At 60.8% G+C, this 22,066-nt stretch carries 19 protein-coding genes; 9 read left to right on the top strand and 10 right to left on the bottom strand.

Going from position 1 to position 22,066, the window contains the following annotated elements:
* The first annotated feature begins 27 nt into the window (after positions 1–27).
* Complete coding sequence (locus ACB028_RS07550; RefSeq protein ID WP_042024915.1) at positions 28–837, top strand: MipA/OmpV family protein; 810 nt, start codon at positions 28–30, stop codon at positions 835–837.
* 83 nt (positions 838–920) lie between these two features.
* On the opposite strand, the gene ACB028_RS07545 is transcribed toward ACB028_RS07550, so the two are convergent.
* Positions 921–1,721 (bottom strand): alpha/beta fold hydrolase, encoded by an 801-nt coding sequence (locus ACB028_RS07545; protein WP_371143899.1) that lies wholly within the window; start codon positions 1,719–1,721, stop codon positions 921–923.
* A gap of 102 nt (positions 1,722–1,823) precedes the next feature.
* Between ACB028_RS07545 and ppk2 the strand changes: the two genes are divergently transcribed.
* Positions 1,824–2,651 (top strand): polyphosphate kinase 2, encoded by an 828-nt coding sequence (gene ppk2, locus ACB028_RS07540; RefSeq protein WP_223378060.1) that lies wholly within the window; start codon positions 1,824–1,826, stop codon positions 2,649–2,651.
* A 68-nt stretch (positions 2,652–2,719) separates the two neighbouring features.
* On the opposite strand, the gene ACB028_RS07535 is transcribed toward ppk2, so the two are convergent.
* Together ACB028_RS07535 and ACB028_RS07530 are read right to left on the bottom strand one after the other, a co-directional pair.
* Complete coding sequence (locus tag ACB028_RS07535; RefSeq protein WP_371143898.1) at positions 2,720–3,793, bottom strand: succinylglutamate desuccinylase/aspartoacylase family protein; 1,074 nt, start codon at positions 3,791–3,793, stop codon at positions 2,720–2,722.
* Between the two features lie 9 nt (positions 3,794–3,802).
* Positions 3,803–4,564 (bottom strand): transporter substrate-binding domain-containing protein, encoded by a 762-nt coding sequence (locus ACB028_RS07530; RefSeq protein ID WP_371143897.1) that lies wholly within the window; start codon positions 4,562–4,564, stop codon positions 3,803–3,805.
* Between the two features lie 111 nt (positions 4,565–4,675).
* Between ACB028_RS07530 and ACB028_RS07525 the strand changes: the two genes are divergently transcribed.
* Complete coding sequence (locus ACB028_RS07525) at positions 4,676–6,073, top strand: PLP-dependent aminotransferase family protein (protein ID WP_371143896.1); 1,398 nt, start codon at positions 4,676–4,678, stop codon at positions 6,071–6,073.
* Between the two features lie 96 nt (positions 6,074–6,169).
* Here the strand turns inward: ACB028_RS07525 and ACB028_RS07520 are convergent, their stop codons facing one another.
* The 5 genes from ACB028_RS07520 to yejK all read right to left on the bottom strand — a co-directional run bounded on the left by ACB028_RS07520 (position 6,170) and on the right by yejK (position 12,643).
* Entirely contained in the window at positions 6,170–7,306 is a 1,137-nt protein-coding gene (locus ACB028_RS07520) for an ABC transporter ATP-binding protein (RefSeq protein WP_268854187.1), read from the bottom strand.
* A gap of 69 nt (positions 7,307–7,375) precedes the next feature.
* Positions 7,376–8,266, bottom strand: a complete 891-nt coding sequence (gene malG, locus ACB028_RS07515; RefSeq protein WP_371143895.1) for a maltose ABC transporter permease MalG — start codon at positions 8,264–8,266, stop codon at positions 7,376–7,378.
* A gap of 12 nt (positions 8,267–8,278) precedes the next feature.
* Complete coding sequence (gene malF, locus ACB028_RS07510) at positions 8,279–9,931, bottom strand: maltose ABC transporter permease MalF (RefSeq protein ID WP_042024922.1); 1,653 nt, start codon at positions 9,929–9,931, stop codon at positions 8,279–8,281.
* Positions 9,932–10,003: 72 nt separating this feature from the next.
* Positions 10,004–11,185, bottom strand: coding sequence for a maltose/maltodextrin ABC transporter substrate-binding protein MalE (gene malE, locus ACB028_RS07505; RefSeq protein ID WP_042024923.1), 1,182 nt, complete (start codon positions 11,183–11,185; stop codon positions 10,004–10,006).
* A 396-nt stretch (positions 11,186–11,581) separates the two neighbouring features.
* On the bottom strand, positions 11,582–12,643 hold the full coding sequence (gene yejK / locus ACB028_RS07500) for a nucleoid-associated protein YejK (protein ID WP_371143894.1): 1,062 nt from the start codon (positions 12,641–12,643) through the stop codon (positions 11,582–11,584).
* A gap of 73 nt (positions 12,644–12,716) precedes the next feature.
* On the opposite strand from yejK, the gene ACB028_RS07495 reads away from it, so the two are divergent.
* Together ACB028_RS07495 and ACB028_RS07490 are read left to right on the top strand one after the other, a co-directional pair.
* A complete protein-coding gene (locus ACB028_RS07495; RefSeq protein ID WP_005344699.1) occupies positions 12,717–12,944 on the top strand; it encodes a YejL family protein in 228 nt (75 codons plus the stop codon).
* Positions 12,945–12,991: 47 nt separating this feature from the next.
* Positions 12,992–14,848 (top strand): DUF3413 domain-containing protein, encoded by a 1,857-nt coding sequence (locus ACB028_RS07490; RefSeq protein ID WP_371143893.1) that lies wholly within the window; start codon positions 12,992–12,994, stop codon positions 14,846–14,848.
* Between the two features lie 63 nt (positions 14,849–14,911).
* On the opposite strand, the gene ACB028_RS07485 is transcribed toward ACB028_RS07490, so the two are convergent.
* Entirely contained in the window at positions 14,912–15,727 is an 816-nt protein-coding gene (locus ACB028_RS07485) for a MetQ/NlpA family ABC transporter substrate-binding protein (RefSeq protein WP_371143892.1), read from the bottom strand.
* Between the two features lie 303 nt (positions 15,728–16,030).
* Between ACB028_RS07485 and ACB028_RS07480 the strand changes: the two genes are divergently transcribed.
* The 4 genes from ACB028_RS07480 to ACB028_RS07465 all read left to right on the top strand — a co-directional run bounded on the left by ACB028_RS07480 (position 16,031) and on the right by ACB028_RS07465 (position 19,443).
* Positions 16,031–16,582, top strand: a complete 552-nt coding sequence (locus ACB028_RS07480; RefSeq protein ID WP_371144006.1) for a hydrolase — start codon at positions 16,031–16,033, stop codon at positions 16,580–16,582.
* 6 nt (positions 16,583–16,588) lie between these two features.
* Positions 16,589–16,771: a hypothetical protein gene (locus ACB028_RS07475; protein WP_026457610.1), complete on the top strand. Its 183-nt coding sequence runs from the start codon at positions 16,589–16,591 to the stop codon at positions 16,769–16,771.
* A gap of 315 nt (positions 16,772–17,086) precedes the next feature.
* On the top strand, positions 17,087–18,964 hold the full coding sequence (locus tag ACB028_RS07470; protein WP_371143891.1) for a S8 family serine peptidase: 1,878 nt from the start codon (positions 17,087–17,089) through the stop codon (positions 18,962–18,964).
* 17 nt (positions 18,965–18,981) lie between these two features.
* Positions 18,982–19,443: a hypothetical protein gene (locus tag ACB028_RS07465; RefSeq protein ID WP_201941140.1), complete on the top strand. Its 462-nt coding sequence runs from the start codon at positions 18,982–18,984 to the stop codon at positions 19,441–19,443.
* 80 nt (positions 19,444–19,523) lie between these two features.
* Here ACB028_RS07465 and ppsA read toward each other — a convergent pair whose 3' ends face one another.
* Positions 19,524–21,902, bottom strand: coding sequence for a phosphoenolpyruvate synthase (gene ppsA, locus ACB028_RS07460; RefSeq protein WP_042024930.1), 2,379 nt, complete (start codon positions 21,900–21,902; stop codon positions 19,524–19,526).
* Positions 21,903–22,066: the final 164 nt, after the last annotated feature.

The following is a 22,066-nucleotide window of genomic DNA, read 5'->3' as shown; positions in this document are numbered from 1 at the left end:
GGTCACCGACCCATAAGGATATTTCATATGCCCCCAGTCCCGGCCTTGCGCCATGCCTCTCTTGGCGCCCTTCTGGCGCTGCTGCTCTCGGCCCCCGTCCGGGCCGACCTCGACCTCGGGGCTCTCAGCGCCTTCTCCAGCGACAGCCCAAGCAGCCCCATTCCCAAAGGACTGGTCGTGGGCGGCGCCTTTATCGCAGGCCAGGCCCGTTACCAGCATCAGGACGACACCCTGCTGCCCATCCCGGGCGCCCTCTATTTTGGCGACAACCTGATGTATCTGGGGGATCGGGCCCGCTACTACCTCACCCGGGATGGCGGCTTCTCCACCTACGCCTTCGGGCGGATGCGCTTTGGCAACCTGGATCCGGATGATGATGCCTTCCTCCATGGTCTCAACAAGCGCAAAGGGGAGTTCGAGGCCGGCTTCGGGGCCGATCTCATCACTCCCTATGCCCTGTGGACCATGCGGGCCACCACGGACGTGACCGGCAACAGCAACGGCCAGGAGGTGATGCTGTGGGCCAATTTCCCCATCATCCGCGGCCCGCTGCTGCTGATGCCGGGGGCCGGCGTGATGCTGCGCAGCCACAACCTCGCCAACTATTACTTCGGCGGTGTGTCGCAAGAAGAGGCCCGGGCAGGCAGGCCGGCGTGGAACACGGGCACCACCCTCTCCCCCATGGTCTCAGTCATCGGCAGCTATCGCTTCAATGCCAACTGGATTGGCGGCTTTGGCGTCAACTACGAACGCTATGACGACGACATCGCCGACAGCCCCATCGTCCAGCACAAGGGCGAGCTCTATGCCGGCTTCGGCCTCGGCTATATCTGGTAACCCCTCAGCCGCACAAGTCGCAAGACAAAAGAGAAAAGGAGCCCATGGCTCCTTTTCTCTTGCTATCCGGCAAGGTGTCACCCTTACAGCACGGCCAGAAACGCTCCCAGCGCGCCGTTGACGAAGGCGGGATTCTCCAGGGTGGAGATATGGCCCGCTCCCGGGATCTCCTTGAAGGGGCAACCCAGCACCTCGGCCATCAGATAGCCTTCCAGCACGGGGCGCGCCTTGTCCTCGCAGCCAGTCATCACCAGGCTGGGTATGGCGATCTCTTCAAGCCAGTCGATGCGATCCTCCCGGGTCACGAAGCTGCGCCCCACCGCCACCATGGCGGCCACCTTGTCGGCCGGCCAACTCGCCAGACGCGCCTTGAAGCCATCCATCAAGGCCGCATTCGGCTGATGGGCAAAAAAGAGCGGCGCCACCTGCTCCACGATGGGCGCAGGAATGGTGCCGAGCTGCTCAATCATGGCGAGCATGCCGAGATAGCGTTCGCAGGTGATCTGGGGCTCGAGGCCAACGAAGCTGTCCATCAGCACCAGACCCTTGAGGCGCTCCGGCGCCATGCGCGCGAGCTCGACACCCCACATGCCGCCGATGGAGAGGCCCACCAGCACGCACTCTGCCACCCCGAGGGCATCGAGCAGCGCCAGGTGATCGCGGGCCAGGGTCGCCAGGGTGCAGGGGCCTTCGGGCAGCGCGTCGGAATCCCCGTGGCCCCAGAGCTCGGGCACAATGCAGCGATACTGCCCCTTGAGCGCCTCGACTTGCGGCGCCCACATGGCGCTGTCCCACAGATAGCTGTGGCCAAACAGCAGCACAGGGCCCTGCCCCTCGTCCAGATAGGCCATGCGGCGACCCGCTATCTCCATAAACTGCTTCATGTTTTCTCCTGTTGCCTCTAGTGGAGCGGCAGTGTATCACGCGCCACTTGGCGATGACGCTTCTGTGGTGCAATCTGGAAACGTATCAACAAGGAGAAGATCATGCCAAAGGACAAGAGCAAGAAACGCCCGCGCCTCAACAAGAAGCGCTACGAGCATCACCTCGCCCATCTGCAGGAGGAGCTGGTCAAGCTGCAGGAGTGGGTCAAGCAGGAGGGACTGAAAGTCGTGGTGGTGTTCGAGGGACGCGATGCCGCCGGCAAGGGGGGCGTCATCAAGGCCATTACCGAGCCGCTCAACCCCAGGGTGTGCCGGGTCACCGCCCTGCCCGCCCCCTCCAACCGGGAACGCTCCCAGTGGTACTTCCAGCGTTATGTGGCCCACCTGCCCGCCGCCGGCGAGATGGTGCTGTTCGACCGCTCCTGGTACAACCGGGCCGGGGTGGAGCGGGTGATGGGCTTTTGCAGCGACGAGGAGTACCGGGAATTCCTGCGTGCCTGCCCCGAGTTCGAGCGGATGCTAATCCGCTCCGGCATTACCCTCATCAAATACTGGTTCTCGGTCAGCGACGAGGAGCAGGAGAAGCGCTTCAAGGAGCGGATCAGTACCCCCATCAAGCGCTGGAAATTCAGCCCCATGGATCTGCAATCCCGCTCGCGCTGGGTCGAATACTCCCGCGCCAAGGATGACATGTTTACCTACACCGACACCCAGGACAGCCCCTGGTTCGTGGTGGAGGCGGATGACAAACGCCGTGCACGCCTCAACTGCATCTCCCACCTGCTCGGCAAGGTGCCCTACGAGGCGATCCACTACGAGCACATAGAACTGCCCCCCATCAGCACTGAAGGTTACGAGCGCCCACCGCTCACCAGCCAGAACTTCGTGCCGGACATCACCGCAGACCTCGATGACAAAGACGATCACTGATAACGCCTGACCCGGTCAGCCGCTCTGGCTGGCCTGTCAACGCAGCGCACAAAACTCCGGGTAGCCATTTACAGCCCCAGCAAGTCCCCTTCCCGATGGGCGACCTCACCGGCCAGGAAGATCACCTCATCTCCGGTGCAGGCCAGCCGGTTGAGCACCCTGGCGTAACAGAGGCCTTCGTGGTGCGTGGTCAGAGCAATACGCTCCCCGGTTTGCGCATCCGTCAGCCAGCCGACCCGCTGCCCTGCCAGCACCCGATCCCCGGGTGCAACCTCGTAGCTCAGGATCCCCGCCGCTGGGGCCGAGATCACCTCCACCGCAGCTAGTGGCGTCACCTTTCCCTCTGTGCAGGCGGGCGGATCGGCTGGCATCCTGAATGCGGGATCAATCCAGCCAGACTCCACCAGGCAGGCCAGCAGCCGCCGGGCGTCCTGCTCGGCCAGATGATCGGCCACATCCTGCTGCCCCCTCAGCTCCACCGTCACCGCAACCGGCACTCGTGGCCCCTCCATCAGGGCATACCAGTTCTGCAGCAGGGCATCATCAAAAGACAGGCCCCCCGCCTGCTCGCTAAGCAGCATCACCCCGGCCCCGAGGCAGGCACCCAGGCGCGCCACCTGGCTGCGCTGGCGAACGTGGCCATAGAGGTGCAGCAGGGCGTCGCTGTCGCAATGGATGTCCAGCACCAGATCGGCCTCCAGTGCCCAGCCAAACAGGGTGTGCTGCAGCCACGCCAGTTCGCCGCTGGGACGCCGCTCGGCCAGCCTGGCCAGCAACAAATCGCGCGCCGTCAGGTGGGTGGGTATTGCCTCCCCCTTCGCCACCAGCAGGGGATATCCCCGGTTGAAGTTCTGTCCGGTGGCGGCCAGAAAGCGCCCCTGATGCAACCCCAGATGCCACTGGGACAGACCGATGGGGTTGGCCTGGGGCACCAGACGGATGCGCCCCAGCAGGGCTCCCTGCTGCTCCAAGGCCATCAGATGCTGGCGCAGGCGATGCAGGGCCAGCACCCCGGGCAACTCGTCGGCATGCAGACCCGCCTGCAGATAGGCAAGGGGCCCACTGCTGCCAAATTCCCAGGCCTGCAACACCCGTTGACTGCCCAGCGTGCCGCCGGGCAGGGGGAGCTTGATCTCCTTCATCCTGTTCCCTTATTCGTACTGGTCATAATCGAAGTACTTGTCGTTGATCTGCTTGTAAGTGCCGTTGGCCAGCAGGGTGCCGAGCGCTTTGTTGACCTCCCCCAGCAGGCGGGCGTCCTGCTTGCGCACCGCAATGCCGGAGCCGGTACCGAAGTAGGCGGGGTCATTCATCCTGGGACCGAAGAAGTCGAACCCGGCCGCCCCTTCCCGCTTCTTGAACTCCATGCCGACGCCGATTTCCACCACAATGGCATCCAGCCGACCTGCCATCAGATCCAGCCAGGCCTGCTCTGCCGAACCGTAGGTGCGCACCTCGGCCCCCGCCTTGCCATAGACATCCTTGGCATAGTTCTCCTGAATGGAACCAAGCTGCACGCCTATCCGCTTGCCGGCCATGGCAGCGGGTTCACCATTCAGGGATGTATCGCGAGGCCCCATGAAACGGGAGTAGCCCCCCTGATACTTGTCGCTGAAGGCGATCTGGCGCAGGCGCTCCTCGGTGATCGCCATGGAGGCGACGATCATGTCGAATTTTCTGGCCTTGAGCCCGGCGATCATGCCGTCGAAGTCGTACTGCCTCAGCTCGCAGGTCACCTTCATCTCGGCGCACAGCGCATTGGCGATATCGACATCGAACCCGGCCAGCGAACCGTCCGGATTGACCGTACTGTAGGGCGGGAAGGTGCCGTCGGTCGCGATGCGAAGGACGGGGGTGGCCAGAACGGACTGGGCAAACAGCAGGCCGGTGAGTAATAACAGGGCTCGTTTCATGGTGTCACTCCTCTGGGTAGATGGCTCGACACTATTGCATTTGTCCGATACGTTACATATACAATCCATTAACAATCTCCCCAACCGTACAGGTCAAAGAGCCATTACAATATGTCCTCCCTGTCCCTCGACCCGACCCAGGGTTCCCTGATCCAACAGCTGATACACGCCATCCAGCAGGCCATCGCCGCGCGCGAGCTTACGCCGGGCCAGCGCCTTCCCTCGGTGCGCCAGCTCGCCGCCACCCTTGGCATCAGCACCTTCACCGCTGCCGACGGTTACAGCCGGCTGGTGCAACAGGGGGTGATCGTTGCCAGACGGGGGGATGGCTACTATGTGGCCCGTACGCCGCTGGCCCCGCCCATGGCGCCGCCGCCGGTACCCGATGCCCGCTGGCTGACCGACCACAGGATCACCCCGGGCCCCGAGGTGGTTCAGCCCGGCTGTGGCTGGCTGCCCAGCCAGTGGTACCCGACCCAGATCCTGCAACGCGCCCTGCGCCAGCAGGGACGAGAGGCCGACTGCGCCATCGCCTATGGTCACTCGGCAGGCTGGCAGCCGCTGCGCCAGCACCTCTGGCAACACCACGAGGCACTCGGCATCCCGGTGGATCCGCAAGGGGTGTTGCTGACCCAGGGGGCCAGTCAGGCCCTGGCACTGGTGGTGCAGTCGGAACTCCGCTCAGGCGACACAGTGCTGGTGGACGACCCTGGCTACTGCAACCTCATCACCCTGCTGCAACACGCCGGCATGAAGGTGATCGGCGTCCCCTGGACGGCGCAGGGCCCCGATTGTGCCGTGCTGGCCGAGCAACTGCACCTGGCGCGGCCCAAGGCCTTCTTCACCAACCCGCGCCAGCACAATCCCACCGGCGCCAGCTACTCAGCCGCCACCGCGTTTCGGGTCTTGCAGCTCACGGCGCAGCACCACTGCCTGATCGTCGAGGACGACGTGAGCGCGGCCTTGACCCAGAGCGCCACCCCGACCCTGGCGGCGCTGGCGGGTCTGGAGCACATCATCTACATTGGCAGCTTTGCCAAGGCGCTGGCCCCTGGCCTGAGAGTGGGTTATCTGCTGACGAGCGAGGAGCGCACCGACCGTCTGCTGCGTTACAAGGTGATGAACGCCATCGCCTCCTCCGAACTGTCCGAACGTCTGGTGCTGCGGATGCTCAAGGATCCCGACACCCCGAAAGAGCAGCAGCGGCTGCGGGATCGACTGCTGCGGGCCGGTGATCGCTGGCAACAGGGGCTGGAGCAGATCCGCTGGCAGAGTTTCTGTCCGCCCCAGGGCGGTCTCTTCTCCTGGGTCAGGCTCCCTGAGCCCCATCAGGATGCCCTGCCCCTGAGTGAAGCGGCGCTGACCGAAGGGTTATTGTTGGCCCCGGGCAACCAGTTTCGGGTCGATGCCCCGGCCACACCCTGGCTGCGCTGTAACCTGGCATACAGCCACCAGCCCCTGCTCGACTTTCTGCAGCGCTGGGCCCGCCAGCAGGAGGGATCGTCATGAAGCGATGTTCTATTTGCGCCCGGCCAGAAATGAAAAAGCCGGTCTTGCGACCGGCAAAAAGGCATTGAAGCGAAAGAAAGGAAAACCTCGCCCCCGTCAGGTACGGATGTATTTGGCGGTACGGGGGAACGCCTGCTCCTTGGTATCGAACAGATAGCAGGCCTCGGCCGGGATCCCCACGCTGTAGGTCTGACCGGCCGCCACGTCCACGTCCGAGGTAGTCTTGACGGTGAAGTCGTGGCCATCCACATCCATGTAGACGAAAGACTCCGCCCCCAGGTGTTCGGCCACCTGCACCACCCCGCTCACGCGGCTGTCGGCATGGGCGTGATCCAGCGGCACCAGGTGCTCGGGACGAATGCCCAGCTCCACCTTGTCACCGACCGCGCCACGGCGGGCATCGACCCGCACCCGTACGCTGTCGCCAGAGCTCAGCTTGACCAGGCACTCCTGCTCGCCAATTTCCACCAGCTCGGCCGCCAGGAAGTTCATCTTGGGGGAACCGATGAAGCCCGCCACGAACTTGTTGTCCGGGTTGTGGTAGAGATCGAGCGGGGAACCGAACTGCTCCAGGTTGGTGGCCGCCTCGCCCTTGAGCGGGCTCAGCACCACTATCTTGTCGGCCAGGGTCATGGCTTCCACCTGATCGTGGGTCACGTAGATGATGGTGGAGTTGAGCTCCTTGTGCAGCTTGGCAATCTCGATGCGCATCTTGACCCGCAGGGCGGCGTCGAGGTTGGAGAGCGGTTCGTCAAACAGGAACACCTGGGGCTGCTGCACTATGCTGCGGCCGATGGCCACCCGCTGGCGCTGACCACCGGAGAGGGCCTTGGGCTTGCGCTCGAGCAGCGGCTCGAGACCGAGGATCTCGGCGGCACGCATCACCCGCTTGTGGATGTTCTCCTTGTCCATCTTCTTGAGCTTGAGGCCGAAGGCCATGTTCTCGTAGATGTTCATGTGCGGATAGAGGGCGTAGGACTGGAACACCATGCCCACGTTGCGCTCCACCGGCGGCACATCGTTCATGTAGCGACCACCGATGGTCAACTCGCCACTGGTGATGTCTTCCAGACCCGCAATCATCCGCAGCAGAGTGGACTTGCCGCAACCGGACGGACCGACGAAGACGATGAACTCCCCTTCCTTGATGGAGAGGTTGATATTGCGCAGGGTGTCCTTGTGAACAGCCGGATCGTAATTTTTGCGAACGTTGTTGAGTACTACTTCAGCCATGTCGAGCTCCGCTCTTGAATCTTTGCAAATCGTGATGGCGGGGGGAGCCAGCTCCCCCGGCCACAAACCTTAACCTTTGACGCCACCGGCGGTCAGACCGCCCACCAGCCAGCGCTGGGCGAGCAGAAAGACGACCGTGATGGGGAAACCGGACAGCACGGCGGCCGCGGCGAAGTCACCCCACAGGTAGTTCTGCGGATAGAGGTACTGCTGGGCCCCGACCGCCAGGGTCAGATTGTTCACATCCTGCAGCAGGATGGAGGCCATGGGCACCTCAGTGATGGAACCGATGAAGGCCAGGATGAACACCACCGCCAGGATGGGCACCGACAGGGGCAGCAGGATCAACCGGAATGCCTGCCACGGAGTGGCGCCGTCGATGGCCGCGGCCTCTTCCAGGGAGGAGTCGATGGTCTCGAAGTAGCCCTTGATGGTCCAGACGTGCAGGGCGATGCCCCCCATGTAGGCCAGGATCAGGCCACCGTGGGTGTTGAGACCCAGCCAGGGGATGTAGTCACCAATCTTGTTGAACAGCGCATAGATGGCCACCAGTGCCAGCACCGCCGGGAACATCTGGAAGATCAGCATGCCCTGCAGGATGGTGGACTTGCCACGAAAACGCAGGCGGGCGAAGGCGTAGGCACAGGTGGTGGAGAGCACCACTATCATCAGGGCGGTGATCCCCGCGATCTTGATGGAGTTCCACAACCAGGTCAGCACCGGGAACGGCGGCGGCGTGATGCTGCCGTCGGCGTTGGTGATGGACATGCCGAGCGCCAGCTTCCAGTGATCCAGGGTCGGGTTGGAGGGGATGATCTCCCCTACCGCGAAGTTGCCGTTTCTAAACGAGATGGCGATGACCATGATCAGCGGGAAGATGATCAGTGCCAGGAAGCCCCACATCACCAGGTGGGTTGCCCACACCCGGTATTTGACTAATTTGGGTTGTACGATTGCCATGTTGAAGCCTCCTTACAGTTGCTTGTCGGCTTTGGACAATTTCAGGTTGAGCAAGGCCAGCGCACCCACGATGAGGAAGATGGCGGTGGCGATGGCACTGGCCAGACCGTAGTCCTGACCACCCGAGCCCTGGAACGCGATCCGGTAGGTGTAGCTCACCAGCAGGTCGGTGGTCCCGGCCGGAGTGCTGGCGCCAATGATGTCCGGGGCGCCATTGGTCAACAACTGGATGAGCACGAAGTTGTTGAAGTTGAACGCGAACGAGGCAATCAACAGGGGCGTCAGCGGCTTCATCAAGAGCGGTACTGTGATCTTGAAGAAGTTCTGCACCGGACCGGCACCGTCCATGGCGGACGCCTCATAGAGATCTTCCGGAATGGCTTTGAGCAGGCCCATGCAGAGGATCATCATGTAGGGGTAGCCAAGCCAGGTGTTGACGATGAGGATCATCACCTTGGCCAGGAAGGGATTGGTGTACCAGTCCGGTTTGATGCCGAATGCCGCTTCCAGGAACATGTTGATCTCGCCGAAGTTCTGGTTGAACAACCCCTTGAACACCAGGATGGAGATAAACGCCGGGATGGCATAGGGCAGGATCAGCATGACCCGGTAGAAGCCGCGCCCCTTGAGCTCTTCCCACTGCACCAGGCAGGCCAGCACCATGCCGATGGCCAGGGTGAAGGCGACGGAGCAGGTGGAGAAGATCACGGTCCAGACGAAGATCTGCAGGAACGGCGCCTGGATGCCCGGGTCGGTCACGATGCGGGCAAAGTTCTTCCAGCCCACGCTCACCACAAAACCGGGGGCGATGCCCTTGCCGACGAACTGACCCTGCTCGTCGATGTATTGATAGAAGCCGGTGTCACCGTTAGGCAGCATCAGCTCGCCGGTCTGGTTGTCGCGCAGCAGGTTGCTGTCCTTGATTACCACCCCGGACTTGAGCACGGCCCCATCCATCAGCCGGGTATATTGCGGCTTCTGGGCGGCAAACTTGCGCAGGCTGCTCAGGGTCAGGTGAGTGCCGTCGTCCGGCAGTACCAGATCCAGCCCGCTCAGGTGAGTACGATGCTCGACGATGACGCGAATGGGCGCGGACTTGCGCCCGGTCTCGGCGGTTGCCACCTGCAACTCGACCAGTTGCGGGGCCGCCTGTGCTCGTCCCTCGCGCACCGCCAGCTCGCGGGCCTTGTTGTTCATCAGGGAGAGAGGTTGGCTGACAAAGGTCTGTTCACCCTGGTTCAGCAGCAGCTGGAACTGGCCGTTGTCGGCTTCCAGCAGGGTAAAATCGAATTCACCACCCGCCACCTTGTAGGATTTCTTGAGATGATAATCCCGCGCCTGCTCCACCGAGAGCAAATTGGAGCCTGAATAGTTGGTGAAGGCGATGCCAATCGTGTAGGCAAGAGGGAAGATGATAAATACAACCATGCCCGCCACACCCGGAAAGATGTAACGATGGGCATAGGTCTTCTTGTTCATGAAGACATACAGGCCGGCGGATACCACCACCAGATCCAGCAACGCGAATACCCACTCGCCACTGGCATACATCATCACGGCTGCGTAGCCGTTGAGGATGGCAACCAGGGCCGCTATGGTCCACTTGAGCCAGACGTGCTTATCCTTCGGACCGGCATAGGACTCAACAGAAGGTACTACTTCCATGCCAATTAACCTTTATAACGCCAAGAGAGAGGAGAAAGTGGGAGGCCCGAAGACCTCCCGGGTAGTGCGAACTTACTGGACGATACGCTTGGCAGCGGTATCGAGGGCTTCATCAACACCTTGACGGCCGGAGGTCACGTTCTTGAGGGCGGTTTCAAAGGAGGACCAGAAACGGCTCATCTCGGGCACGGACGGCATCGGCTCACCAGCCTGGGCGTTTTGCATGGTCGCCTTGATGTGCGGATCGGATTCCAGGGTCTTCTGGAAGGATTTCAGGGCCACGGCACCCAGCGGCTTGTCGGCGTTCATCGGCGCCAGACCGGCATCGGTCAGCAGGTAGTTCTCGAGGAACTCGATGGCCAGATCCTTGTTCGGGCTGGCAGCGTTGATGGTGGCACCCAGCACGCCAACGAAGGCCTTGGCCGGCTTGCCATTCAGGGTCGGCAGCGGGGCGACGCCATACTTGATGCCGCTCTTGTCCAGGTTGCTCCATGCCCAGGGACCATTGATCATCATGGCCACTTCGCCCTTGTTGAACTTGGCATCCATCACGCCGTAGTCGATGCCCTTCTCCAGGTGACCGGACTTGATCATCTCGGAGATGTAGCCCACACCCATCTTGGCGCCCGCGTTGTTCACGCCGGTATCTTTCACGTCATAACCGGTGGCGGTTTTCTTGAAAGCGTAACCACCGTTGGCGGCTACCAGCGGATAGCTGAAGTAGGGGGTGTCATAGGCCCACATGATGGCGCGCTTGCCATCCTTCTTCAGGGTTTCGTCAATCTTGGCGATCTCTTCGAAGGTCTTGGGCGGCTCGGGCAGCAGATCCTTGTTATAAATCAGGCTGACCGCTTCCATGGCAACCGGGTAACCATAGGTCTTGCCATCAACGGTCATGGCATCCCATGCCAGTTGTTCAAACTTGGCCTTGGTGTCGGCATTGGGGGTCACGGGCACCAGCAGACCGGCTTTGACCCACTCACCGTAACGGTCGTGAGCCCAGAAGAAGATGTCCGGGCCGTTGCCAGTGGCGGCGGCTTGCTGGAATTTCACTTCAACCTGATCCGGGTGGGCCACAGTCACCTTGATGCCGGTTTCTGCTTCAAACTTCTTACCCACTTCAGCCAGGCCGTTGTATCCCTTGTCACCGTTGATCCAGATGGTCAGCTGGCCTTCGTCGATGGCAGCAGTGGCAGAGCAGGCGACACCAAGAGTGGCCAGACCGATCAGGGATGACAGCAATTTCTTTTTCATGAGCCTTTCCTTGTATTAGTTCCGCGCTGTAAGAGCATTTGTGTGCGAGATGAATATTATCCCAAGCGGCAAACGGCTCACATGACGCAACTCGCATTTTTGAAATGCAATTACGTATTTCCTTCCAGAAAGTTTTGAAAACATTTTCTTAAATCGCGGTAATAACCGATTTTATCGGCTTATTTCGCAACCATCACAGAAATATAATTACCATTATGAAACTTTATTACTTCATTGAAAGGGTTTTCACTTGAATGAAAACCCTTTCAGGCAATCGATTCTGTTTTATCTGTTAACAAAGCACCGCCCCGGTTTCGTCCTGCGCCACGGACGCCATAAAAAAGGGACCCCGCCGAAGCGGGGTCCCTTTTTGCCAAATATGACGACCGGATCACATTACGACTGACGCAGCAACTGATCCTTGAGGTTGGGCGGCACCCCCTTGATGGTGAGGGTGTCGGTGTCCGGATCGTAAAAAATGCGGCTATTCAGTAGCTTCTGCTCGAAGCTCAGAGTCAGGCCGCCGCCGGATCCGACAAATTTGGTCAGACCGCGCAGGGTGGAACGATCGGCAGGGAAACGCTCTTCCAGCTCATACTCCTGACCGATAAAGCTGTAAAAATCGAGATCCCCCTCCCCCGCCTCTTTTGCGGAAAGTTCAGCAGAGAGCTCCTTGATTTCGATCTCTTCACCGGCGCTCGCCTGCTCGGTGCAATATTTGAAAACCTGCTTTTTATAATCATTGCGCTCGGCCGGTTCGAGCTGACGACTGTCGCAATAATCTTCGACCGCCTGCAGCAAGCCTTTATTCTGGATCTTGGCATCCATTCCTTCGCGGGCACCCAGCAAATCCATAAAGAAGTCGCCAAGTTTGCGGCCTATGCGTCCCTTGCTGAAGGTAATATAACGGCGCGAATCGGGTTGGGTTTTCCACTCGGTGAGATCGATGCGGGCCACCAGATTGAGTTTGCCGATATCCAGATACTGGATATGACGCAATTCCAGCGCCTCGCTGACGGTGACGCTCTCCTTGCCTTCCAGCAGCGCGATCAGCAGATAATCGACGCCGACGTAGTTGTATTTGGCAAACAGCAGCACCCCCTGTTCATCCAGGGCATGCTCCACCAGCTGCTTGACCAGCATCTGGGTCACGGTGACCGAGAAGGGGACAAATTCCGTCTGCTCGTCGAGCAGCTGTTCGAGGGCGATACGAAACGCGGGAGAGGGTTGCTTGGGGGCTTCTTCGCCGTCAGCCAGTTCGGCGACGGCCTCCTCGGGGTCGGCAAAAAAGCCAAAGCCCTTGCCACCCTTGCCGTTGTAGATGCGATGCAATTCCGCCATCAGCCCTTGTACCGCCTCGTCGGGGGGCAGGGTCTGGCTGCGGGTATCGGCGTAAGGTTGACCATCGCCGCCCTGGCGCAGGGAGTGAAGTATGATCTTGTCGATATCGAGACTCATGTCACAAAGCCATAGTGTTAGCCGAAAGGGTGAAGTATTATAAGGCGCTTTGAACCGAGATGAACTGAAGATTATGCCCATCGTATCAAAGTACAATAACGAGCAGTTTGACGCCCTGATGAACGACCTGATCACCGCGCTGGAAAAGCACAAGGCGCCGGTGGATCTCAGCCTCATGGTGCTTGGCAACCTGACCACCAATATCATCAACGGTATGGCACCGGCCCAGCGCCAGGCCATCACCGAGAAGTTTGTCCAGGCCCTGACCGCATCGGTCGACAATCGCCACGACACACACTGAGTCCCCGACTCCGTTGATTTGACGTTTCTCTACGCAGATGGATCACTATGGTCGAAACCGGTAACCCCTATCGTGATAATGTCTCTCGCCTGATCACCTGGGGGCATTGGTTCTCCTTCTTCAACATCATCCTGGCCATGCTGATCGCCACCCGCTATCTGGGTGCCATCAGTTGGCCATCGACCACGCTCGGCGTGATCTACCTTGTTGTGAGCTGGATTGGCCACTTCTCTTTCCTGAGCTTCGTCACCTATTTGTTGACGATTTTTCCGCTCACCTTCCTCTTGCCCAAAGAGAAATCCCTGCGCTTTATTTCGGCCATCGTCGCCACCCTGGCGCTGGTGCTGCTGCTCATCGACACCCAGGTATTCAGGCTGTTCAAGTTCCACCTGAATGCCCAGGTGTGGCAACTGCTGCTGGACCAGGCCCAGACCGAGGAGGGCTCGATCTGGAGCATCATCTTCGTCGCTGTGCCCACCATCTTCCTGTTGCAGTTGCTACTGTCAGCCTACGTCTGGCGCAAGATCAACAAGCGCAAGCGCCGTCAGTACGGCAATCAGGTGGGATTGGCCCTGCTGGTCTGCTTCATCCTGACCCACCTGGTCAACAGCTGGGCGGATGCCACCCTGTATCAGCCCATCACCATGCAGCGGGCCAACTTCCCCCTCTCCTACCCCATGACGGCTCGCTCCTTCCTGGCCAAACATGGCTGGCTGGATCTGGATCAGTACGAGAAGAAGCAGGCGGCGTCGGAGAACAACAGTGGCAGCGACAGCCGGATGCACTATCCCCTGCGTCCGCTCAACGTCAACGCCCCCAGCAGCCACAACAACCTGCTGGTGGTGGTGGTCGACTCCCTGCGCTTTGACATGCTGAACAACATCAACATGCCCAACCTGCAGCGTTATGCCTCCCGGAATTTGACGTTCCGCAATCACTTAAGCAGCGGCAACGACGCGCTGATGGGCATGTTCGGCCTCTTCTACGGTCTGCCCGGCCACTACTACCAGGACATCAGCGGCGAGAAGCGGCCCCCCGTGCTGTTCGACGAGATGCTGCGTCAGGACTACCAGTTCGGCCTGTTTGGCGCGATGGAAGATGCCCAGAAGTATCGCCAGAGCATTCTGGCCGGCCTGCGCAAACAGGTATTCGTCTCCGAAGAGCTCGACGACGGCAAGCTGCTGTCCGACTGGCAAGGCTGGCTCGAGAAGCGCACACCGGAGCGCCCCTGGTTCTCGCTGGTCTATCTGTCGAGCCCGGGCGACTACCAGTTGCCGGCGACCATGAAGGGACCATTCCAGCCGGAGCTGACCAACTTCAACCCGGCCACCGCCTATCGGGCCGAGAACCTGCAAAAGCTCGAAAACCGCTACAAGAACTCGGTCTTCTATACCGACCAGCTGCTGGAGCAGATGCTGACCCAGCTGCAACAGCAGGGCATGAGCGACAACACCATAGTCGTCATCACCTCGGATCATGGCCAGGAGTTCAACGACACCCGCAGCAACAGCTGGGGAGCCGGCACCAACTATTCCCCCTATCAGGTGCAGGTGCCCTTCGTGCTGGCCTGGCCGGGTCGCGACAGCCAGGTGATGTCACAACCCAGCAGCCATCTCGATCTGGTACCAACTCTGATGCAGGACATGCTGGGGGTGCGCAACCCGGCGCGGGACTACAGCATAGGTCGCAGCCTGTTTGATACCAGCCAGCGCCCCTGGCTGCTGGCTGGCGATCAGAACGACTTTGCCATCTATCAGGACAACACCATCACCCACTTCAACAAGCAGGGTGACTTCGAGCTGCTGGAGCAGAAGAGCTATCGCCCCATCAAGCACGGCAACCCGGACATGGGAGCCATGATCCAGGTGATGAACGAGCTGAACCGCTTCTATCGCCATCCCTGATGGCCCGATATAAAAAACGCCCCGCATGCGGGGCGTTTTTTATTGTCTGTCGCCGTGCCGGTATTAACCGCCCCACCCCTGCGGGTACTTGTAACCCGCGAAGCGCTTGGCCGCATAGGCCTTGAATTCGGGGGAGTTGTAGGCTGCCGCCACGTCTTTGGCAAACGGCTTGCCCGCATCGGCGCTCTTCACCACCACCCAGTTGATGAAGTCGTAACTGCGTTCGAGGAACAAGCCCTCGCTGAACGGGATGCCGCTGGAGGCGGCGAAGTTGCCGTTGATGACGGAGAAATCCACGTCTTCCCGCGAGCGGGGCAGCTGGGCCGCCTCCAGCAACACCAGCTTGATGTCGTGGGGGTTGTCCACTACGTCGAACTCGCTTGCCTTGAGCGGATTGATCCCCTCCTTGAGCTTGAGCCAGCCCAAGTCCTGCAGCATCAGCAGCGCCCGTGCCTGGTTGGTGGGATCGTTGGGAATGGCCACAGAGCTCCCCTCACCCACCTCGGCCAGCTGCCCCTTCTTGCCGGAATAGAGGCCCATGGGACCGGTCGGCACCTGGGTGATGGGTGCGAGCGACAAGCCCCTGTCTTTGGCAAAACTCTCCAGATAGGGCTTGTGCTGGAAGCAGTTCACATCGAGCGAACCATCGGCCAGGGCGATATTGGGGGTTACGTAGTCGGTGAACTCAACCAGTTTGACCCGGTAGCCCTTGGCCTCCAGCTGCGGCTTGATGGAATCGGTCACCATGTCGGCAAAATCGCCCACGGTCGTGCCGATCACTATCTCTTTCTTGGCCTGATCGGCGGCGAGGACGGAAAACGGCAGGCTGCTGGCAAGCAGTGCCAGTGCGGAAAGCTTGAAGAAGGAACGGCGTTGCATAGGGACTCCCTGTCAAAAAATCATCAAGAGGGTGGCCAGAGGTGCAATCCGGGACGATAAACGCCACGTAGCAACCATCTAGCCATCCAAACGGCTATTCCAACCACAATAACAGAGCCCCTTCCCTTCGCCAAGCGGCAAAACAGGGCTGACTGGAAAATGGGGGTTACCTGTCCTTCATGACACAAACAAAGGATTCATAGAGAGCTTAAATCGAAGGCAATTCCGGTATAGTCAAACATTCTGAGGGCGTGCCTCTTTGGCGCAATCGGCCCGAGAAAACCGCTGCAAGGAGAGCAAATGATGGGAATACAGCCGCTGACGGTGGCCACGACCGGCCTGCTGGTCGTCGATATTCAGGGCAAGCTGGCGCGCCTGGTCGAGGGGAGCGAGGCCCTTATCACCAATACGCAGCGCCTGGTGCAAGGGGCCAAAGCGCTGGGATTGCCGGTTGTCTGGCTGGAGCAAAATCCGGACAAACTGGGGGCCACTGTGCCCGAGTTGCAAGGGTTGCAGGCAGACGACCTTGTGCTCACCAAATTCAGCTTCGGTGCCCTGGGTGAACCAACCGTGGCCGCAGCCCTCACCCAGACCGGGGTCAACCACTGGCTGGTGTGCGGCATCGAGACTCATATCTGCGTCTATCAGACGGTACTTGGGCTGCTGGCAAGCGGCAGCGAGGTCTCGCTGGTGGTAGATGCGGTCTCCTCACGCACTCCCGCCAACCGGGAGCTGGCCATCGGCAAACTTGCAGCCCGAGGGGCCGAGCTCACCTCGGTGGAGATGTGCCTCTACGAACTGCTGGGAAATTGCCGCCATTCGGCGTTTCGCCAGGTGCTGGCACTCGTGAGGTAAGGCACCATGATGGACAACATGGCCCCCTTCATCTACCTGCTGGTAGCTGGCTGGGTGGCGGCCATCGTGGCGGTGATCGGCATGGCGGCGACCCGCCGCTATCTGCGCTGGAGCCTGATAGGCCTCGCCCTGTTCGCCGCCCTGTTCTGGCTATTGGCGGGTTTCCCTGTGACTGAGCTCGCCATCTGACCACCTGCTGCTTGCCATACCCTATGGCTGCCATACCGGCTCCTGTTGCGACAAGGCCGGTCCACTCCCCGCTACTCATCCCACCCGATATGGCGCTCGCAAAGCATTTAAAAAACAAAAAGATCAATAAACGAAAATGAGAAATACTCTCAATAAATCACATAAAGAGCGCCAATGGAATACCCACCATAAACCAGACCGGATTTCTTTGAAGCTCGTCAGAGTTCCTGAAAGAGAGTCTTTTGACTCGCTTCATCCCGTGTATAGATTCCATTCGCACCCAGGAAGGTGCGATCCTAGATGGAGTTAAAAATAATGAAGCAAACATCGTTAGCACTGGCGATCACAGCACTGCTGTCGACCCTGCCAGTTGCACTCGTTCAGGCAAATGAAAACTGTGCCCCACTCACCGGCAAGGAGAGTGGCGTGAATACCGCCCGCAACAGCGCAATGCGTTGCCTGCCGGGCAGCAATCCCCTGCAGGACCAGCAGTGGCACCTGCTCAACAGCGGCCAGGATGCCTTCAGCGCCCGCGGCGGCGTGGCTGGCAACGACCTCAACCTCTGGTGGGCACACCGCACCGGAGTGCTGGGACAGGGGATCAATGTGGCCGTAGTGGATGACGGCCTGGCCATTGCCCACCCTGATCTGGCTGACAACATGCGACCGGGCTCCAAAAACGTGGTCACCGGCGGCAGCGATCCCACCCCGACGGATCCCGACAGCGCCCACGGCACCTCGGTAGCCGGTCTCATCGCTGCGGCAGACAACGCCGTCGGCACCAAAGGCGTCGCACCCCAGGCCCAGTTGCAGGGGTTCAACCTGCTCGACAACGACAGCCGGCAGTTGCAGAAGGACTGGCTCTATGCCCTTGGCGACAGCCAGGCCAGCCGTGACAACCGGGTCTTCAACCAGAGCTACGGCATGAGCCTGGTCGACCCACAAGGGGCCACCGATCTGGATCAGGCCCAGCTCGATCGCCTGTTCGAGCAGCAAACCCTCAAGGCGGAAGGCGCGGCCTACATCAAGGCGGCGGGCAACGGCTTCAAGCGCATCGGCGCCGGCAACTATGCCCTCTCCCGCACCGGCAATGGCCCTCTCCTGCCCTTCGAGAACAGCAATATCGATCCCGCCAACAGCAACTTCTGGAACCTGGTGGTCAGCGCCCTCAATGCCGATGGCAAGCGATCCTCCTACTCCAGCGTCGGCAGCAACGTCTTCCTGAGTGCCCCCGGGGGAGAATATGGCACCGATACGCCAGCCATGGTCACCACGGATCTCCCCGGGTGCGACATGGGTTACAACCGCAATGATGCTCCCAGCGCCAACCGGCTGCACGGCAACTTGCAACTGGATGCGCGCTGCGACTACAACGGCGTGATGAACGGTACCTCCTCGGCGACCCCCAACACCTCGGGTTCGGTGGCGCTGCTGATGTCTGCTTATCCGGATCTGTCGGTGCGGGACCTGCGGGATCTGCTGGCCCGCAGCGCCACCCGGGTCGATGCCGCCCATCCGGCGGTACAGGTGAGCTACACCAGCCGCGCAGGCAGCGCCCGCACGGTCACCGCACTGGAAGGGTGGGAGCGCAACGCCGCCGGCATGTGGTTCAGCCCGACTTACGGTTTTGGTCTGATCGATGTCAACAAGGCTCTGGCGCACGCCGCCAGCCACAACCCGCTGCCGCCGCTGGTGCAACTGCCTTGGCAGAAGGTCTCCCCGAGCGACAGCAGGGCAGCAGCCATTCCTGACGTCGGGGCTGCCCCGACCCGCTCGGCCATCCAGATCGAGCAGGCGTTGACGGTGGAAGCGGTACAGGTCATGGTCAACCTGGATCACCAGCGCCTGCCTGATCTGCTGATCGAGCTGGTCTCTCCGTCCGGCACCCGCAGCGTGCTGCTCAACCCCTACAACAGCCTGGTGGGTCAGTCCCTCGACCGGCAGCAACTGGGTTATGTTCGCACCAGGGGATTGCGTGACATGCGCCTGCTCTCCCACAAGTTCTATGGCGAACCGGCTCAGGGTGAGTGGCGACTGGAGGTGACCGACATCGCCAACGGCACTCGTCAGGTTTCACTGCTTGATCGCCGAACCAACACCCGCAGCACCCTGACCGAACGCAACAACAGCCAGCCGGGCAAGCTCATCGACTGGTCACTGCGCGTACTGGGCCATGACGCGCCCCGCGCCTGATTACAGAGGAATCATCCATGAAACAGACCATGATCACCCTTGCCCTCGCCAGCCTGCTGGCAACGGCCACCACCTATGCCAGTGCCGAGGAATCAGTGACCATAGACGGCAAGCAATATCGCACCATAGAGGTCAATGGTCAGACCTACCTGACCCCTGATGATGGCAGCAAGAAGCGGGTCACCCGCAGTCTGGACGGCAAGGTGCCGCAGCAAACCCTGCGCCGGGGCGATGCCTTGCTGCAGGGCGTTGCCAGCCCGGAGCTGACCGTCAGCGGCACCCTGCTGGTGGAAGCCGATGACAGTCAGGCCAAGGCGATCGCAAGCCGCCACGGCCTGCAATTCAAGCAGAGCAGCGGCGGCATTGCCCTGCTGGAGGCCAAGCCGAGTACAGATCTCAACGCCATCGCCACCCGGCTCAAAGAGGAAGGGGTGAAGGTGCAGATTGAGCTGTCCGGAACAGAGCAACAGCCCAAATAAGCACGTCGGCAGCCAGGCTGCCGCCCGTAAAAACCAAGGGGGCCATCAGGCCCCCTTGTCATTGCTGCACGCTTGCAGGCTTACTTGCCGCCGTGCTGCTCGGCCAGATAGAGCCAGGTATCGACCACGGTATCCGGGTTGAGCGACACCGAATCGATCCCCTGCTCCACCAGCCAGGCGGCGAAGTCGGCGTGATCAGACGGCCCCTGGCCGCAGATCCCCACATACTTGCCGGCCTTGCGGGCAGCCTGGATGGCCATGGCCAGCAACGCCTTGACCGCTTCGTTGCGCTCGTCGAACAGGTGGGCAATCAGGCCCGAGTCCCTGTCCAGTCCAAGTGTGAGTTGGGTCATGTCGTTGGAGCCGATGGAGAAGCCATCGACGTGCTCGAGGAACTTGTCGGCCAGCAGGGCATTGCTCGGGATCTCGCACATCATGATCACCTTGAGCCCCCGCTCGCCGCGGCGCAGGCCATTTTCAGCCAGGATGTCGATCACCTGCTCCGCCTCACCCACGGTGCGCACAAAGGGGATCATCACCTCGACGTTGGTCAGCCCCATGACGTCGCGCACCCGCTTGATCGCCTCGCACTCGAGGGCGAAGCAGGGGCGGAAACTGTCGGCGATGTAACGGGACGCCCCACGAAAACCGATCATGGGGTTCTCTTCATGAGGCTCGTAGTCACGACCGCCCACCAGGTTGGCGTACTCGTTGGACTTGAAGTCCGACATCCGCACTATCACCCGCTCCGGCCAGAAAGCGGCGCCCAGGGTGGCGATGCCTTCGGTCAGCTTGGCGACGTAGAACTCGCGCGGGCTCTCGTAGCCGGCGATCATCTTGGCTATGGTGGCCTGAAGCTCGGGGCTTTGCTGATCAAACTCCAGCAGCGCCTTGGGGTGCACGCCGATCATGCGGTTGATGATGAACTCGAGGCGGGCCAGCCCCACACCGGCGTTTGGCAGCTGGGCGAAGTCGAAGGCTCTGTCCGGGTTGCCCACGTTCATCATGATCTTGATGGGCAGGCGCGGCATATTGCCTACCTCGGTCACCGCCACGTCAAAGTCGAGTTCGCCGTCGTAGATGAAGCCGGTATCCCCCTCCGCACAGGAGACGGTGATGAGCTGGCCATCCTTGATGTGATCGGTGGCGTTGCCACAACCCACCACAGCCGGAATGCCCAGCTCGCGGGCGATGATGGCGGCGTGACAGGTGCGCCCGCCCCGGTTGGTGACGATGGCGGAGGCCCGCTTCATGATGGGCTCCCAGTCCGGATCCGTCATGTCGGTGACCAGCACGTCGCCGGGCTGCACCTCGTCCATCTGGCTGATGGAAGAAATGACCCGCGCCGGACCCGCCCCGATCTTGTGGCCGATGGCACGCCCTTCGATCAGCACCTTGCCGGATTGTTTGAGAGCAAAACGCTCCAGGGTGTTGGCCTCCTGGCGGCTGCGCACGGTTTCCGGGCGCGCCTGGACGATGTAGAGCTTGCCATCCTGACCATCCTTGGCCCACTCGATATCCATCGGGCGGCCGTAGTGCTGCTCGATGATGAGAGCCTGCCTGGCCAGATCCATCACCTCTTCATCGGTGATGCAGAAGCGGCTGCGCTCTGTATCCACGGTATCGACGATCTTCACCTGGCGGCCGTGACCGGCATCGTCAGAGTAAGTCATCTTGATAAGCTTGGAGCCGAGGGTCTTGCGCACTACGGCGGGACGGCCGCTCTTTAAGGTCGGCTTGTGCACATAGAACTCGTCAGGGTTGACGGCGCCCTGCACCACCATCTCGCCAAGGCCGTGAGCCCCGGTGATGAAGACCACGTCGTTGAAGCCGGATTCGGTATCCAGGGTGAACATGACGCCGGAGGCGGCGAGATCCGAGCGCACCATGCGCTGCACCCCGGCCGAGAGCGCCACGCCCTTGTGGTCATAGCCCTGATGCACCCGGTAGGAGATGGCGCGATCGTTGAACAGTGACGCAAACACATGCTTGACGGCCGTCATGACGGCGTCGATGCCGCGTACGTTGAGGAAGGTCTCCTGCTGGCCGGCAAAGGAGGCATCCGGCATGTCCTCGGCGGTGGCGGACGATCGCACCGCAAAGGAGGCCTCGACACCTGCACTCAACTTCTCGTAGGCAACCCGGATCGCCTGCTCCAGATCGGGCTGGAACGGGGCGTCGATCACCCAGTCGCGGATCTGCTGGCCGGCCCGATTGAGAGCGGCGATGTCATCCACATCCAGGGCGTCGAGCAGATCGTGGATCTTGTCGTTGAGGCCGCTTGACTCCAGAAACTCGTTAAACGCATAGGCGGTGGTGGCAAAGCCCCCCGGCACGGATACACCGGCGCCAGAGAGGTTGCTGATCATCTCGCCAAGGGATGCGTTCTTGCCGCCAACTCGTTCTACATCTTGCATTCCGAGTTGCTCGTACCAGAGTACGTACTGTTGCACTTGCATGTCTCCAGGTTGGTGGGCTCGGGAGTCAGAGCTCCCTGTCCCCTGATTTATATACGTGAGTTTTGTGCGTTATTGTCTGTTTGTGCTGTTGCCAACGACCAAGAAAACGTTTTCTACTTATTGTCAAAAAAATCCCCACGCAAGATTTGGGGATGGCCGAATGA

This window comes from Aeromonas sp. S9(2024) (assembly GCF_041403185.1).
Lineage (GTDB): Bacteria > Pseudomonadota > Gammaproteobacteria > Enterobacterales > Aeromonadaceae > Aeromonas > Aeromonas enteropelogenes.
The sequence above is the reverse complement of the archived record's forward strand: the minus strand, read 5'-3'. Positions and strand labels throughout refer to the sequence as shown.